15 protein-coding genes and 1 tRNA gene are annotated in these 15,684 nt (G+C 72.4%); 11 read left to right on the top strand and 5 right to left on the bottom strand.

The genetic code is table 11. The features are described 5' to 3' along the window. Window positions 1-35 precede the first annotated feature (35 nt). Entirely contained in the window at window positions 36-1,379 is a 1,344-nt protein-coding gene (gene murA / locus CP975_RS13265; protein WP_055533305.1) for a UDP-N-acetylglucosamine 1-carboxyvinyltransferase, read from the bottom strand. 253 nt (window positions 1,380-1,632) lie between these two features. Here murA and CP975_RS13260 point away from each other — a divergent pair, with 253 nt between their 5' ends. Next, window positions 1,633-2,232: a YqgE/AlgH family protein gene (locus tag CP975_RS13260; RefSeq protein WP_055533311.1), complete on the top strand. Its 600-nt coding sequence runs from the start codon at window positions 1,633-1,635 to the stop codon at window positions 2,230-2,232. On the opposite strand, the gene CP975_RS13255 is transcribed toward CP975_RS13260, so the two are convergent. Then, window positions 2,205-3,089, bottom strand: a complete 885-nt coding sequence (locus CP975_RS13255) for a LysR family transcriptional regulator (RefSeq protein WP_055533307.1) — start codon at window positions 3,087-3,089, stop codon at window positions 2,205-2,207. The two genes, CP975_RS13260 and CP975_RS13255, sit on opposite strands and share 28 nt — an antisense overlap. A gap of 111 nt (window positions 3,090-3,200) precedes the next feature. Here CP975_RS13255 and CP975_RS13250 point away from each other — a divergent pair, with 111 nt between their 5' ends. The 7 genes from CP975_RS13250 to CP975_RS13220 all read left to right on the top strand — a co-directional run bounded on the left by CP975_RS13250 (window position 3,201) and on the right by CP975_RS13220 (window position 12,555). Next, window positions 3,201-4,388 carry an MFS transporter gene (locus CP975_RS13250; protein ID WP_055533313.1) on the top strand — a complete coding sequence of 396 codons (1,188 nt, stop codon included), beginning with the start codon at window positions 3,201-3,203 and terminating at the stop codon, window positions 4,386-4,388. A 164-nt stretch (window positions 4,389-4,552) separates the two neighbouring features. Then, window positions 4,553-4,849 carry a DUF3039 domain-containing protein gene (locus CP975_RS13245; protein WP_033263869.1) on the top strand — a complete coding sequence of 99 codons (297 nt, stop codon included), beginning with the start codon at window positions 4,553-4,555 and terminating at the stop codon, window positions 4,847-4,849. A 109-nt stretch (window positions 4,850-4,958) separates the two neighbouring features. Continuing rightward, window positions 4,959-6,605 carry a beta-N-acetylhexosaminidase gene (locus CP975_RS13240; RefSeq protein WP_150476899.1) on the top strand — a complete coding sequence of 549 codons (1,647 nt, stop codon included), beginning with the start codon at window positions 4,959-4,961 and terminating at the stop codon, window positions 6,603-6,605. 301 nt (window positions 6,606-6,906) lie between these two features. Further along, window positions 6,907-7,812, top strand: a complete 906-nt coding sequence (locus CP975_RS13235) for an FAD binding domain-containing protein (RefSeq protein WP_030794515.1) — start codon at window positions 6,907-6,909, stop codon at window positions 7,810-7,812. After that, the gene (locus CP975_RS13230) at window positions 7,809-9,662 is read left to right on the top strand and encodes a (2Fe-2S)-binding protein (protein WP_150476898.1); all 1,854 of its coding nucleotides are present in this window, start codon (window positions 7,809-7,811) and stop codon (window positions 9,660-9,662) included. Before CP975_RS13235 ends, CP975_RS13230 begins: the two co-directional genes overlap by 4 nt. Beyond that, on the top strand, window positions 9,659-11,968 hold the full coding sequence (locus CP975_RS13225; protein WP_055533422.1) for a xanthine dehydrogenase family protein molybdopterin-binding subunit: 2,310 nt from the start codon (window positions 9,659-9,661) through the stop codon (window positions 11,966-11,968). Before CP975_RS13230 ends, CP975_RS13225 begins: the two co-directional genes overlap by 4 nt. A 32-nt stretch (window positions 11,969-12,000) precedes the next feature. Continuing rightward, a complete protein-coding gene (locus CP975_RS13220) occupies window positions 12,001-12,555 on the top strand; it encodes an AAA family ATPase (protein WP_150476897.1) in 555 nt (184 codons plus the stop codon). 10 nt (window positions 12,556-12,565) lie between these two features. Here CP975_RS13220 and CP975_RS13215 read toward each other — a convergent pair. Continuing rightward, window positions 12,566-12,640 (bottom strand) — tRNA-Cys (locus tag CP975_RS13215). A gap of 205 nt (window positions 12,641-12,845) precedes the next feature. Here CP975_RS13215 and CP975_RS13210 point away from each other — a divergent pair. Further along, window positions 12,846-13,394 (top strand): DinB family protein, encoded by a 549-nt coding sequence (locus tag CP975_RS13210; protein ID WP_055533424.1) that lies wholly within the window; start codon window positions 12,846-12,848, stop codon window positions 13,392-13,394. A gap of 1 nt (window position 13,395) precedes the next feature. On the opposite strand, the gene CP975_RS13205 is transcribed toward CP975_RS13210, so the two are convergent. Beyond that, entirely contained in the window at window positions 13,396-13,836 is a 441-nt protein-coding gene (locus CP975_RS13205) for an ATP-binding protein (protein WP_030794504.1), read from the bottom strand. Window positions 13,837-13,992: 156 nt separating this feature from the next. On the opposite strand from CP975_RS13205, the gene CP975_RS13200 reads away from it, so the two are divergent. Next, window positions 13,993-14,853, top strand: coding sequence for a helix-turn-helix domain-containing protein (locus CP975_RS13200; RefSeq protein WP_055533426.1), 861 nt, complete (start codon window positions 13,993-13,995; stop codon window positions 14,851-14,853). After that, the gene (locus CP975_RS13195) at window positions 14,850-15,191 is read left to right on the top strand and encodes a DUF397 domain-containing protein (RefSeq protein ID WP_150476895.1); all 342 of its coding nucleotides are present in this window, start codon (window positions 14,850-14,852) and stop codon (window positions 15,189-15,191) included. Before CP975_RS13200 ends, CP975_RS13195 begins: the two co-directional genes overlap by 4 nt. Here CP975_RS13195 and CP975_RS13190 read toward each other — a convergent pair. Further along, the gene (locus CP975_RS13190; RefSeq protein WP_167532691.1) at window positions 15,166-15,639 is read right to left on the bottom strand and encodes a nuclear transport factor 2 family protein; all 474 of its coding nucleotides are present in this window, start codon (window positions 15,637-15,639) and stop codon (window positions 15,166-15,168) included. The two genes, CP975_RS13195 and CP975_RS13190, sit on opposite strands and share 26 nt — an antisense overlap. Window positions 15,640-15,684 lie beyond the last annotated feature (45 nt).

The raw sequence follows: 15,684 nt of genomic DNA, 5'->3' as shown, positions 1-15,684 counted from the left end.
GTGCAGGAGATGGCCTCAAACGCCGGCCGGGCTCTTTAGAGGGCCGTCCTGCCGTTCGGCAGCTCGACCTTCGCGCCCAGCTCCTGGAGCTTCTCCATGAAGTTCTCGTAGCCGCGGTTGATCAGGTCGATGCCGTGGACACGGGACGTGCCCTGGGCCGCGAGAGCCGCGATGAGGTACGAGAAGCCGCCGCGCAGGTCCGGGATGACCAGATCGGCGCCCTGGAGCTTCGTGGGGCCGCTGACGACCGCCGAGTGCAGGAAGTTGCGCTGGCCGAAGCGGCAGTCGGAGCCGCCCAGGCACTCGCGGTAGAGCTGGATGTGCGCGCCCATCTGGTTGAGCGCGGAGGTGAAGCCGAGGCGGGACTCGTAGACCGTCTCGTGCACGATGGAGAGGCCCGCGGCCTGCGTCAGGGCGACGACGAGCGGCTGCTGCCAGTCGGTCTGGAAGCCCGGGTGCACGTCCGTCTCCAGGGCGATCGCGTTGAGCGAGCCGCCCGGGTGCCAGAAGCGGATGCCCTCGTCGTCGATCTCGAAGGCACCGCCCACCTTCCGGTAGGTGTTCAGGAACGTCATCATCGAGCGCTGCTGGGCGCCGCGGACGTAGATGTTGCCTTCGGTCGCCAGGGCCGCGGAAGCCCAGGAGGCGGCCTCCAGGCGGTCCGAGAGGGCGTGGTGGTTGTAGCCGCCGAGGCTGTCGACACCGGTGATCCTGATGGTCCGGTCGGTGTCCATGGCGATGATCGCGCCCATTTTCTGCAGGACGCAGATCAGGTCCTCGATCTCCGGCTCGACCGCGGCGTTCGAGAGCTCCGTCACACCCTCCGCGAGCACGGCGGTGAGCAGGACCTGCTCGGTGGCGCCCACGGACGGGTACGGCAGGCGGATCTTGGTGCCGCGCAGGCGCTGCGGGGCCTCCAGGTACTGGCCGTCGGCGCGCTTCTCGATGGTCGCGCCGAACTGGCGGAGCACCTCGAAGTGGAAGTCGATCGGGCGGCCGCCGATGTCGCAGCCGCCGAGACCGGGGATGAAGGCGTGCCCGAGGCGGTGCAGGAGCGGTCCGCAGAAGAGGATCGGAATGCGCGACGAGCCCGCGTGGGCGTCGATGTCGGCGACATTCGCGCTCTCCACGTGCGACGGGTCCATGATCAGCTCACCCGGCTGGTCACCGGGGCGGACCGTCACGCCGTGCAGCTGGAGCAGGCCGCGTACGACTCGGACGTCGCGAATGTCGGGGACATTGCGCAGCCGGCTCGGAGCGCTGCCGAGCAGCGCGGCGACCATGGCCTTGGGCACGAGGTTCTTCGCGCCGCGGACACGGATCTCGCCCTCCAGCGGGGTTCCGCCGTGGACAAGCAGTACATCGTCGGTGACGGTCATGAATCTCGCGTTCCGATTGGATGGACGGGGGGACCAAAGGGCAAGCGTAATGGCCGCGTACCCCCCTTCCGTAAGGCCAAGGGCACGCAAAACAGGTCATGAGTTCGCCACAACACGAACCGTGCGGAACCGGGCACTCCGGGTCACCGGCCGCGGCGTGCGCTCCGGTCGCACTCATGCGCCCTGATCTGCGTCGGTTCACGTACGGCCATTACCTCCCCGCTCACGGCGAAGATGCGGGATCATGTGGTCCATGACCGAGGTGTCCTCGCTCACAGGGCGGCTGCTCGTGGCCACACCCGCCCTGTCGGACCCGAACTTCGACCGTGCGGTGGTGCTGCTCCTCGACCACGACGAGGAGGGCTCCCTCGGCGTGGTCCTGAACCGCCCGACCCCCGTGGGCGTCGCCGACATCCTGGAGGGCTGGGGCGATCTGGCGGGCGCGCCCGGCGTCGTCTTCCAGGGCGGCCCGGTGTCGTTGGACTCGGCGCTGGGGGTCGCGGTCGTCCCCGGCGAGGAGGGCACGCCGTCCGGCATCCGTTTCCGCACGAGCCGCGTCGACCCCGTCGGCTTCCGCCGCGTGCACGGCGCGATCGGCCTCGTGGACCTGGAGGCCCCGCCGGAGCTGCTCTCCCCGGCCCTCGGCAGTCTGCGGATCTTCGCGGGGTACTCGGGCTGGGGTCCGGGCCAGCTGGAGACCGAGCTGGCGGACGGCGCCTGGTACGTGGTCGAGTCCGAGCCGGGCGATGTCTCCTCGCCGGATCCGGAGCGGCTGTGGCGCGCGGTGCTCAGACGCCAGCGCAGTGAGCTGGCGATGGTGGCGACCTATCCGGACGACCCTTCCCTGAACTGACCGAGGAAGCGCTCGGCCAGGGGATGCGCGTCCCTGGCCGGAACCGCCAGGCGCACGGCGACGGGCGGGGCGTTCTTCAGGCGTACGTAGCGCAGGGACGGGTGGGAGTGTCTGCGGGCCACCGGTTCCGGGGCCACACCCACGCCGTGGCCCGCGGCGACCGCCTCCAGCCACTCGTCGAAGTTGTCGGCCGTGCAGGCGAGGCGCGGGCGGCGGTCCTCGGGCCACAGCTCGGGGCCGGTCGTGCCGGTGACGGTGTTGACGACCAGGGGAAGGTCCGCGAGGTCCGGCCAGTCCACGACGCGGCGGCCCGCGAGTTCGGGCGCGTCACGGGCGAGGACCGCGATCCGCGGCTCGTGCAGCAGCAGCCGTGAGCGCACCGCGGCGCCGGGCGGGATGTCACCTCGTACGACCGCGATGTCGCAGGCGCCCGAGGTCAGGCCCGCCAGCGGGGTGTCGCTGCGCACCAGGCGCACGCCCGCGCCGGTGGCCGCCTTGAAGGCGTGGGCGGACTCCGCGCAGGCCTGGGGCAGGACCGAGGTGAACCCGAGCCGCAGGACCGGGGGTTCGCTGCCCGCGGACCGCAGCGCGGTGTCGACCCGGGACAGCAGCGGCGCCAGCTCCTCGCGCAGCCGGCATCCGGCGTCGGTGAGTTCGACGCGCCGCGTGGTGCGCTCCAGCAGACGCGTCCCGAGGGCGTCCTCAAGGGCCCGCACGGTCCGCGTGAGCACGGGCTGCCCGATGCGGAGCAGGGCCGCGGCGTGCGTGAAGTTCAGCTCGTCGGCGACGGCGAGGAAGGCGCGCAGGTGCCGCAGCTCCACGCCGTCCAAGGGTTCCTGAGGCCGTACGTCATTCATGCCGCCCCAGCATAAATGCCGGTCGCCGGGCATTTCCCCCGGGATGCGGAGGGTGCCTACGTTTCCCTCTCCCGAGCAGGACCGACGAGGGAGACAAGGGAGTTGAGCGGCGTGCGCAAGGTGTGGTTGTTGATGGTGGGGGCCTTCACTCTGGGGCTCGACGCCTATGTGATGGCGGGCCTGCTGCCCGTCGTCGCAGGGGATCTGGGGACCACCGTCTCGCTCGCGGGGCAGATGGTCACCGTCTTCACCCTCGCGTACGCGGTGAGCGCGCCGCTCGTCACCGGGCTGCTGTCCGGCGTGCGGCCGCGCGTGCTGATCGTCGCCGCGCTGGCCGTCTTCACGCTCGGCAACGGCCTCACCGCGCTCGCGCCCGGCCTCGGCGTCCTCCTCGTCTCGCGGGCGGTGGCGGGTGTCGGCGCCGGGGTCTACTCGGCGCTGTCCACGGCGGCCGCCGCTTCGCTGGCGGGGGAGGAGCGCCGCGGGCGGGCGCTCGCGCTGGTGATGGGCGGGATGAGTTCGGGCACGGTCCTCGGTGTTCCGCTGGGGGTGCTGCTCGCCGACCACACGTCCTGGCGGGCCACGATGTGGCTGGTGACGGGCCTCGGCGCGGTCGCGCTCCTGGGTCTCGCGGTGGGGCTGCCCGAGGTGCCCGCCGCGCCGCCGGTGCCGGTGCGGGCGCGGCTCGGGGCGCTCGCCGACCGGAAGGTGCTGCCCATCGTGAGCGTCTCCTTCCTGGGCGCGGTGGCGAGCCTCGGCCTCTACACCTACCTCGCGCCGGTGCTCGCCTCGGCGGGCGGTGTGGGGGCGGGCGATGTGGCGCCGTACCTGTGGGCGTGGGGGATCGGCGGTGTGCTGGGCAGTGTGGTCGCCGGGCCGCTGGTGGACCGCACGGGCCGGGTGGTTCTCCTCATTACGGGGATCGTGTCGACCCTGGTCGTCTCGATCGGCGTGCTGCCGCTGCTCGGCGCCGCCGCCTTCCCCGCGCTCGTCGTCTGGGGCGCCGCGGGCTGGGCGTTCCAGGTCCCGCAGCAGCACCGCCTCCTCGCGCTGCGCGCCGAGCGCGGCACCGTCGCCCTCGCGCTCAACAACTCCGCCCTCTACCTGGGCAGCGCGGTCGGCTCCGCGCTGGCGGGGCTCGCTCTTTCGGTGGGTCTCGCGGCCCGTGCGTTGCCTTGGGCGGCGGCGGGGGTGGCTTTCGCGGGGCTCGTTCTGCACATGTCCGCGGCGCGGGGCCGCAGCGACTCCTTCGGTCTGCGGGCCGGTGGGGGCTGGTCGCGCAGTTCCCCGCGCCCCTGACGGGCCCGTGGTGCGGCCTCGCGTTTGGGTGCGGGTGCAGGGGTCGTACCCAGGGGCGCGGGGAACTGCGCGCTCAGCCCCCACCGGTCCGCACGATCCGAACGGGCACCCGGCGGGGCCCAGCCGCTGCCGGGACGCGCCGCGCGTGAGTACCCTTGGCCCCTATGAGCACTCTTGAGCCCGAGCCCGAGCGCGGGGCAGGTACGGGGACCCTCGTAGAGCCGACGCCGCAGGTGTCGCACGGTGACGGCGACCACGAGCGCTACGCGCACTACGTCCAGAAGGACAAGATCATGGCGAGCGCGCTCGACGGGACCCCCGTCGTCGCGCTCTGCGGCAAGGTGTGGGTCCCCGGCCGCGACCCGAAGAAGTACCCCGTCTGTCCCATGTGCAAGGAGATCTACGAGTCCATGGGCGCCGGCGGCGACAAGGACAAGGGCGGCAAGGACGGCAAGAAGTAACCCTCGCGGGGCCACTTCTCCGTGGCTTACCGTCCCGTAGCCCGAGGGGCGTTGCGTGTACCGCAACGCCCCTTTTGCGATGTGCCCCCGCGTGACAGCCTTGCGCGGCATGACCCATGACCAGCTCATCCCGGCGCCCGCACGCGCCGAGGCCGTGCCCGGTTCCTCCTTCGCCGCCGGACCCTCCACCACCCTGTGGGCGGGCCCCGGCACCGAGTCCACCGAGCGCTGGCTGCGCGCCACGCTCGGCGCGGCCCTCGGTCTGCCGCTGCCGTCCGGGCCCGAGGGCGCGGGCGGCTCCGTCTCCCTGCTCCTCGACGGCTCCCTGGAGGCGGAGGCGTACCGGCTCACCATCGACGAGGAGCGCGTCGAGATCCGCGGCGGCGCGGCCGCGGGCGTCTTCTGGGGCGCCCAGACGCTCCGCCAGCTCTTCGGCCCCGACGCCTTCCGGCGGGCGCCCCTGCGCCCGGACGTGCCGCGCTCCGTCCCCGCGGGCGTCGTCGAGGACGCCCCCCGCTTCGGATGGCGCGGCATGATGCTGGACGTGGCCCGGCACTTCATGCCGAAGGAAGGCGTCCTGCGCTACCTCGACCTGCTCGCCGCCCACAAGCTCAACGTCTTCCACTTCCACCTCACCGACGACCAGGGCTGGCGCGTGGAGATCAAGCGCCACCCGAGGCTCACCGAGGCCGGCTCGTGGCGGGCCCGCTCCAAGTGGGGGCACCGCAACTCGCCGCTGTGGGAGGAGCGCCCGCACGGCGGCTTCTACACCCAGGACGACATCCGCGAGATCGTCGCGTACGCGGAGTCCCTGCACATCGCCGTCGTCCCCGAGATCGACATCCCCGGCCACTCGCAGGCCGCCATCAGCGCCTACCCGCACCTCGGCAACGCGGACGTCGTCGACACCGAGGCGCTGACCGTCTGGGACACCTGGGGCGTCAGCAAGAACGTCCTCGCCCCCACCGAGGACGTACTCCGGTTCTACGAAGGTGTCTTCGAGGAAGTCCTCGACCTCTTCCCGTCCACCTTCGTCCACGTCGGCGGCGACGAGTGCCCCAAGGACCAGTGGAAGGCCTCGGCCGCCGCGCAGGCCCGCGTCAAGGAGCTGGGCGTCGAGGGCGAGGACGGGCTCCAGAGCTGGTTCATCCGCCACTTCGACCAGTGGCTCTCGGCCCGCGGGCGGCGGCTCATCGGCTGGGACGAGATCCTGGAGGGCGGCCTCGCCGAGGGGGCCACCGTCTCCTCCTGGCGCGGCTATCGCGGCGGCATCGCCGCCGCCAAGTCCGGCCACGACGTCATCATGTGCCCCGAGCAGCACGTGTACTTGGACCACCGGCAGGACGGCGGCCCCCACGAGCCGATGCCGATCGGCTTCGTCCGCACCCTGGAGGACGTCTACCGCTTCGAGCCCGTCCCCGCCGAACTCACCGAGGAGGAGGCCGCCCGCGTCCTCGGCACCCAGGCCAACGTGTGGACCGAGGTGATGGAGCACCAGGGACGCGTCGACTACCAGGTGTTCCCGCGTCTGGCCGCGTTCTGCGAGGTCGCCTGGCGCAGGCTCCCGGCCCCCGCCGAGCGCGACTTCGCCGACTTCGAGCGGCGTATGACCGCTCACTACGCGCGACTTGACGCCCTCGGCGTCGACTACCGGCCGCCGGGCGGCCCGTTGCCCCGGCAGCGGCGGCCCGCCCCCGAAGGGCTGACGGACAGTGACCTCGGCCGTCCGATCGAGGGGCCGCCCCCGAACGTGTGAGGTCCCGTCCGAGTGCCGGGCCGCCGCGGACCGGACCCGGCGGCCCGCGCCCAGTGCCCCGCGCACGGGCCGCCGGAAGCCGTGCGAAAACGGCATATCCCCCTGGTCTGGGGACGAATGCCTCCTAGCGGACCCCCGCGTCGGGGCCCGGGGAGAATGTGCCAGAGTTGCCACGTCCGGGTTGGGAGCACGTACCGTACGGCGGAACAGGCGTAACGGCGACACGTCGCGAACGGCGAGCGCTTCACGTACGCGACGTAGGTGAAGTACGCGGCCGGGCATCGGGAAGGGGCAGCCGGTTTTGACCACGCACGCACCGCAGGCGGCACAGACACCGCAGTCGGTGAAGCTGCCCGCCACGCTCGACGAGGCCGTGGCGGCACTCGCCGCCATGCCCGCCGCCGTACCCGTCGCCGGCGGCACGGACCTGATGGCCTCGGTCAACTCGGGACAGCTGCGCCCCGCCGCCCTCGTCGGCCTCGGCCGCATCAGCGAGATCCGCGGCTGGCAGTACCAGGACGGGCACGGCCTGCTCGGCGCCGGGCTCACCCACGCCCGCATGGGCCGCCCCGACTTCGCCGCCCTGTTCCCCGCCCTGGCCGCCGCCGCGCGCGCCGCGGGACCGCCCCAGATCCGCAACGCGGGCACCCTCGGCGGCAACATCGCATCGGCCGCGCCGACCGGCGACGCGCTGCCCGTCCTCGCGGCCCTCGAAGCCGTCCTGATCATCGCGGGGCCCGGTGGCGCCCGCCGCGAGATCCCCGTCTCGCACCTGCTCGCGGGCCGGGAGATGCTCCGCCCCGGCGAGCTGATCGGTTTCGTGCGCGTGCCGTTGCTGCACGCCCCCCAGGTCTTCCTCAAGGCGACCGGACGCACCGGCCCCGGCCGGGCCATCGCGTCCGTCGCGCTCGTCCTCGACCCCGCGCGGCGCGCTGTGCGGTGCGCGGTCGGCGCCATCGCGCCGATGCCGCTGCGGCCCCTGGAGGCCGAGCAGTGGGTCGCCTCGCTGATCGACTGGGACGGCGAGCGCGGCAGCCTCGTCCCGGAGGCGGTCACCGCCTTCGGTGAGTACGTGGCCGCCGCCTGCGTCCCCGACCAGCCCCCGGCGGCCGACGGCACCGAACAGCCGCTGCCGCCCGGCGTACTGCACCTGCGGCGCACCGTCGCCGCGCTGGCCCGACGAGCACTGGGGAGGGCGCTGTCGTGAGCGACGACCGGAACACCCACAACGGCGGCGGCTGGCAGCCGCACCCGCAGGGCGAGTACGACTCGGACGCCACGGCGTTCGTGCAGCTCCCCGAGGGCATGCTGGACGCCCCGCTCGCCGCGCCCGGCCACGGCTATGTGCCGCCGCAGATAACGGTCACCCCGACCACCGCCGATGCCACCGACCCGGCGGCCACGGGCGCGTGGGTCATGCCGCCCGAGGTGACGGGGGCGGCCGACGGCGGGCGGACGGTGCGGTGGCCCGACGCGGGCACGGCGCAGGCGCCCCAGCCCTCCCAGCCTCAGCCGGAGCAGCAGCCGGCGGAGAGTCACGGTTACGACCCCCGGGCGACCGGGCAGTGGAGCTTCAGCGAGGGGTACGGCGGGCAAGGGCACGACCAGGGCTACGGGCAGCAGTACGGGCAGGGGGGCGCCGCTCCCTCGTCCGACATCACGGGGCAGTGGTCGATCCCGGTCGCCGAAGGTGATCTCCCGGACGAATCGGGCGAGTTCACCGCCTCCTCGCTGACCGAGGGCGGGGGCTACCCCGTTCGTACGCAGCTGAACTCCTGGCCCGGGGGCGGCATGCCTCCCGCGACGCTGCCGGGCGGCGCGCCCGCGCCCTGGGCGACGGGTGCGGGGGCCGGTGCGCCCTGGGGTGCGCAGGCCCCGGAGATCCAGGAGGAGGCCTCTCAGGAGGAGCCGCGGGAGAGCCGGTTCGAGCAGACGACGCTGCTGCGGGCGGTCAAGGTGCCGCCCGCCGGGCAGTCGGGGGTCGAGGCGGCGCAGGCGGCACAGGCGGCGCAGGCCGCGGAGGCCGTCGAAGCCGCGCAGGAGACCGTCGAGGCCGCTCAGGAGGCCATTGAGGTCGTCGAGGCCGTTGATGCCCTGACGGTTCCGGAACCGCCGTACGAGGCCCCCGGGCCCGTGGACGCCTTCGGCACCCCCATCGACGTATCCCTCACGGCTGAAACGTCCGTGGCGCCTGAGGTGCTCGGCGTGCCCGAAGCAGCTGAAGTGCCCGAAGCGCCCGAAACACCTGCTGAGCACGCCGAATCGGCCGAATTCGCTCCCGAGCCGGGCGAAGCGGAGGAGCAGGACGAGCCGGACGCGGCGGGCGAAGTGGGTGAAGTAGGCCAGCCGGAAGAACTGGTGGAGGCGACCGGCACCGACGCCCCCGTCATCGCCCCCAACCCCCTCCACGACGACCACCCCCTCGGCTCCTACGTCCTGCGCGTGAACGGCACCGACCGTCCCGTCACCGACGCCTGGATCGGGGAGTCCCTGCTCTACGTCCTGCGGGAGCGGCTCGGTCTCGCGGGCGCCAAGGACGGCTGCTCGCAGGGGGAGTGCGGGGCCTGCAACGTCCAGGTGGACGGCCGTCTCGTCGCCTCCTGCCTGGTGCCAGCCGCCACCACGGCGGGCAGTGAGATCCGCACCGTCGAGGGCCTGGCCGCCGACGGGCAGCCCTCCGACGTGCAGCGCGCGCTCGCCGCGTGCGGCGCGGTGCAGTGCGGCTTCTGCGTACCGGGCATGGCCATGACCGTGCACGACCTTCTTGAGGGCAACCCCGCCCCCAGCGAGCTGGAGACCCGCCGCGCGCTGTGCGGCAACCTCTGCCGCTGCTCGGGCTACCGCGGTGTGCTCGACGCCGTGCAGGAGGTGGTCGCCGAGCGCGAGGCGTCCGCCGCGGCCGAGGCGTCGGCCCCCGCGCCGGACGAGCGGACCGACGAGGCCCGCATCCCGCACCAGGCGGGCCCGGGCGCGGGCGGCGTCCACCAGAGCGCGTACGACGACGGTACGTACGAAGGACCGCACGGCCCCTACGGCCAGGACGGAGGCCAGGCGTGAGCGACGAGACCACCACCACGGCCACGCCCGCCGCCACCGCGCCGGGACCGGAGCCGCTGCCGCACGGCATCGGCGCGTCCCTGCCGCCGGCGGAGTGCCGCGCCAAGACGGAGGGCACCTTCCCCTACGCCTCCGACCTGTGGGCCGAGGGCCTGCTCTGGGCGGCGGTCCTGCGCTCCCCGCACGCGCACGCCCGCATCGTCTCCATCGACACCAGCCACGCGCGTGAGATGCCGGGCGTGCGGGCCGTCGTCACCCACGAGGACGTGCCCGGTGACGCCTCGCACGGGCGCAGGACGCCGGACCGGCCGGTCTTCGCCTCCGATGTCGTACGCCACCACGGCGAGCCCATCGCGGCCGTCGCCGCCGACCACCCCGACACCGCGCGGATGGCCGCCGCCGCCGTCATCGTCGAGTACGAGGTGCTCGAACCGGTCACCGACCCGGAGAAGGCCTTCGAGGCCGAACCGCTGCACCCCGACGGCAACTTGATCCGGCACATCCCGCTGCGCCACGGCGACCCGGAGGCGGCGGGCGAGATCGTCGTCGAGGGGCTTTACCGCATCGGCCGCCAGGACCCCGCGCCGATCGGCGCCGAGGCGGGCCTCGCCGTGCCGCGCCCCGACGGGGGCGTGGAGCTGTACATCGCCTCCACCGACCCGCACGCGGACCGCGACCGCGCCGCCTCCTGCTACGGCCTGGCGCCCGAGCGGGTCAAGGTCGTCGTCACGGGCGTGCCGGGCGCGACCGCCGACCGCGAGGACGCGAGCTTCCAACTCCCGCTCGGCCTCCTCGCGTTGCGGACCGGCTGCCCGGTCAAGCTGACGGCGACCCGCGAGGAGTCCTTCCTCGGGCACGCCCACCGCCATCCCACGCTCCTGCGCTACCGCCACCACGCCGACGCCGAGGGCCGGCTTGTCAAGGTCGAGGCGCAGATCCTGCTCGACGCGGGTGCGTACGCGGACACCTCGTCGGAGGCCCTGGCCGCGGCCGTCTCCTTCGCCTGCGGCCCCTACGTCGTGCCGAACGCCTTCATCGAGGGCTGGGCGGTCCGTACGAACAACCCGCCCTCCGGGCACGTACGGGGCGAGGGCGCCATGCAGGTGTGCGCCGCGTACGAGGCCCAAATGGACAAGATCGCCAATAAGCTGGGCGTGGACCCGGCCGAGCTGCGGCTGCGCAACGCCATGGCGACCGGCGACATCATGCCCACCGGCCAGACGGTGACGTGCCCGGCGCCGGTGGCCGAACTCCTCGCCGCCGTACGGGACTTCCCGCTGCCGGAGCTGCCCAAGGACACCCCCGAGGACGAGTGGCTGCTGCCCGGCGGCCCCGAGGGCGCGGGCGAACCGGCCGCCGTGCGGCGCGGTGTCGGCTACGGCCTCGGCATGGTCCAGCTCCTCGGTGCCGAGGGCACGGACGAGGTCTCCACCGCCACCGTGAAGGTCCACGACGGCGTGGCGACGGTGATCTGCGCGGCCGTCGAGACGGGCCAGGGCTTCACCACGCTGGCCCGCCAGATCGTCCAGGAGACCCTGGGCATCGACGACGTCCGGGTCGCCCCCGTCGACACCGACCAGCCCCCAGCGGGTCCGAGCTGCCGGGGCCGCCACACCTGGGTGTCGGGCGGCGCGGTGGAGCGCGCGGCGAAGATGGTCAGGACCCAGCTGCTCCAGCCGCTGGCCCACAAGTTCGGCATGTCCACCGAGCTGCTCCAGATCACCGACGGCAAGATCACCTCGTACGACGGCGTGCTCTCCACGACGGTCACCGAGGCGCTGGACGGCAAGGAGCTGTGGGCCACGGCCCAGTGCCGCCCGCATCCGACCGAGCCGCTGGACGAGGCCGGGCAGGGCGACGCGTTCGTGGGCATGGCGTTCTGCGCGATCCGCGCGGTCGTGGACGTCGACATCGAGATCGGTTCCGTACGGGTCGTCGAACTGGCCGTCGCCCAGGACGTGGGCCGCATCCTCAACCCGACCCAGCTGAGGGCCCGCATCGAGGCGGGCGTCACGCAGGGCGTGGGCGCGGCGCTCACGGAGAACCTCCGCACCCCGCGCGGCATCGTCCGCCACCCCGACCTCACCGGATACGCCCTCCCGACCGCCCTGGACACCCCCGACATCCGCATCGTGAAGCTGGTGGAGGAGCGGGACGTGGTCGCTCCCTTCGGGGCGAAGGCGGCCAGCGCGGTCCCGGTCGTGACGTCCCCGGCGGCGATCGCGGCGGCGGTCCGCGCGGCGACGGGCCGCCCGGTCAACCGCCTCCCCATCCGCCCGCAGGCGGCGGTGGCGGCACCGCAATAACCGGGAGCCGCCGGGACACCCCCGGTGGCACGATGGACGCCATGACTACCACCCCTCACCCCACCGGTGTCATCGTCATCACCGGCATCATGGCGTCCGGAAAGTCCACGGTGGCGCAGGCGCTGGCCGAGCGGCTGCCGAAGGCCGCGCATGTGCGCGGTGACGTCTACCGACGGATGATCGTCTCGGGCGGCGCGGAGTTCGAGCCCGGCGCGGGGGAAGAGGCAGAGGCCCAACTCCGCCTGCGGTACGGCCTGTCGGCGTCCACGGCGGACGAGTACGCGAGCGCGGGCTTCACGGTGATCGTCCAGGACGTCATCCTGGGCGAGCAGTTGAAGGCGTACGTGGACCTCGTCCGCACGCGCCCTTTGTACGTGATCGTGCTCGCCCCGCGCCCCGACGTGGTCGCCTCCCGCGAGGCCGGCCGCGGCAAGACGGGCTACGGCGCGTGGACGGTCCAGGACCTGGACACGGGCCTGCGCGAGACGACCCCGCGGCTCGGCCTCTGGCTGGACAGTTCGGAGATGTCGGTCGGGGAGACCGTGGACGCGATTCTGGGGCGGTTGGAAGAGGCGCGGGTCGCCTGAACCCTCGCCGTGGAGGCCGTGGCGGGAATCGAACCCGCGTTACTGGATTTGCAGTCCAGCCCCTCAGCCACTCGGGCACACGGCCAAGACGTCGAGTCGTCGAGGTGTCGTCTCGTCGAATCGACTCCCTGAAGTTAGCCGTGGCTCTGCGGACACCTCAAGCGGTCACGGGGTGCCGCAACGGGACTGCCATGTGCCGTTCATGAAGCACTAGGTCAGCAGCTGACCTATATGCCTTCTAGCGTGGTGCTTGTCCTTACGGAGCGGTACCCAAGGAAGGCGGCACCACCATGCCCGGAACCGACACCACGGCCTTCGACCAGGCGGCGACCACCGGCGAGCGCGCCGACCTGCTGGAGTCGTTGGACCACCACCGGGACATGCTCCGCCGCACCGCACGCGACCTCACCGACGAGCAGGCCGGCCTGCGCACCACCGCGAGCGAGCTGTGCATCGGCGGGATCATCAAGCACGTCACCGCGGTCGAGCGGGTCTGGGCCGCCTTCATCCAGGACGGCCCGGCGGCCCTCGGCGACTTCACCGCCATGAGCGACGAGGACCTGGCCCAGCGCGCGGACGAGTTCCGCATGCTGCCCGGTGAGACACTGGCGGGCGTCCTCGCCGCCTACGCCGAAGTCGCCGCCGCGACGGACGCGTTGGTACGGGCGCTGCCCGACCTCGACGTCTCCCATCCTCTCCCCGCGGCTCCCTGGTGGGAGCCCGGCGGGTCGTGGACGGCCCGGCGCGTCCTGCTGCACGTCATCGGCGAGACCTCGCAGCACGCGGGCCACGCCGACATCATCCGCGAGTCCCTCGACGGTGCCCTCAGCATGGCCTGAGCTACGTCGGCGCGTCCAGCTCCGCCCAGATCGTCTTGCACGGGCCGTACGAGGGCGGCCGCAGGTCCGTGCCCCAGCGGTCGGCCAGGGCCTCGACCAGGAGCAGGCCCCGGCCCGACTCCTCCTCGGAGGAGGGGCGCCGGGGGTGCAACGGCGGGCTTCGGTCCGCCCGCGTGTCCGATACCTCGATACGGAGTGTGTCCGTCGCGGAGACCGTCAGCACCAGCCGGAAGCTCCTGCCGGGCACGTGGCCGTGCAGCACGGCGTTGCTCGCCAGCTCGGCGACGATGTGCTCCGCGGCCTCGTACGGACGCCCCCAGCTGCGGAGTTGCTCCCGCGCGAGGAGCCTGGCCAGGCCGGCGCCCCTGCGCGTGGCGGAGAGCAGGACCGTGAACTGGTGTGTGGGGGACGGGGTGTGTACCCCGGCGGTTTCTTGGTTCACGTCACTCAGCGTGGCGGTGCGGGTGCGCCGTGAACAGGGCTGTGGGCTGTGCGTACCGCGTTTGTCCCGTACTTGTCCCGCGTTGTCTCGGCTGTCTTGGGTGACGTACGGGTACGAGTGCGCGTTGGACTTGGTCGGACGTCGGAGGTGGGCGCGGTGGCGGTGGAGGAACGTAACGACGGTGTGGATGAACCCGGTTGGGATGTCGACCCCGAGGACGAGATCAGCGCGGCGGTCGAGATGGTCGGCCAGCACCTGAAGCTGCGCAGGGAGGCGGCGGGGCTCCGCGTCGCGGAGTTCGCCGACGCGGTCGGCTACGGGGAGGACATGGTCCGGAAGGTCGAGCGCGGGGCGCGGATTCCCCGGCCCGAGTATCTGGACAAGACCGATGAGGTGCTGGGGGCCAATGGGCTCGTCTCCGCCATGAAGGAGAAGATGCGGGAGGCCCGGTATCCGAAGAAGACGCGGGACTTGGCGAAGCTGGAGGGCCGGGCGGTTGAGATCGGGCTGTACAGCAACCACAACATCCATGGGCTGCTACAGACGGCAGAGCACATGCTGGCGCTGTTCGAGATGCGGCAGCCGTCGTATTCGCAGGACCAGGTGGAGCGATATGTCGGGGCTCGCATGGCCCGGCAGGTGATCTTTGAGCGTGATCCTGCCCCAGCTCTCAACTTCGTCCAGGAAGAGGCGACACTGCGACGCACCATCGGAGGGAGAATGGCGCTGCGGCGACAACTTGAACATCTCGCCCAGGTAGCTCAGTTGCGCAACGTCACTTTCCAGGTGATGCCGCTCGACTGTGAGGCCCACGCCGGAATGGGAGGCCTGATCGAAGTGCTGAAGTTCCGTGACGGTACGGCAATTGGGCGGTCCGAAGGGGCGTTCAACGGCCACCCCGTCTCCGATCCGAAGCGGCTCAGGCTCCTTGAGCTGCGCTATGGGATGATCCGGGCTCAGGCTCTCACGCCACGGGAGTCGCTGGCCTTCATCGAGCAAGTGCTGGGAGAGACATGATCCGCAAGGCCTCTGCCGGAGTTGCCTCTGAGCTTGAGTGGTTCAAGAGCAGTTACAGCAGCAGCAGTGAGGGTGATGATTGCGTCGAAGTCGCCCTGGACTGGCGCAAGAGCAGCTACAGCAGCAGCAACGAGTCGGGCGACTGCGTAGAGGTCGCGCAGGGCTGGCACAAAAGCAGCTACAGCAGCAGCAGCGAAACAGACGACTGCGTCGAAGTCGCCGCCCCCACCCCCCGCACCATCCACATCCGCGACTCCAAAACCCCCGCCGCCCCCCACCTCACCGTCACCCCCGCCACCTGGTCCCGCTTCCTCACGTACACCGCCGCCCGCCCCTAAGGGGCATGGCACAGGCTTCGGCGATCGCTTGCGTGTCCCAGTAAAAGGGGCGGACCTCGGTGATCCGGCCCTCCTTCACCGTGATCGTCTGTAGGAGCGGGAAACCGAGTTCGCGGCCGGTCGCACGGGCGCGGGCGCGGATCCGGGTCAGCACGACCGCCGTCTCACCGGTGGCGAGGAATTCCTGCTCCACCATGTCGAAGGTCTCCCAGGCCTGCCCCATCGCGAGGAAGAAGCGCGTCATGCCGTCGTGGCCGCGCCACGTGCCCCCGTAGGGCAGAGAGTCCGCTTGACGCAGCTCGACATCCGGCGCGAAGAAGGGGGCGAGCAGGTCGAAGGAGGCCTCGCCGGGGCCCCCGGCCGCCAGGTACTCCGCCTCGGCCGCGTACATGCCGGTGAGGACGGTCTCCGTCGCTGTCGCCGCGTCCGTACTGGAGGGAATCGTCATGCCGCCAGCATGATCAGCGGCGGCGCGTCCCGCTCGCGGAAATCG

Source organism: Streptomyces alboniger (assembly GCF_008704395.1).
GTDB classification, from domain to species: Bacteria; Actinomycetota; Actinomycetes; order Streptomycetales; family Streptomycetaceae; genus Streptomyces; species Streptomyces alboniger.
The sequence above is the reverse complement of the archived record's forward strand: the minus strand, read 5'-3'. Positions and strand labels throughout refer to the sequence as shown.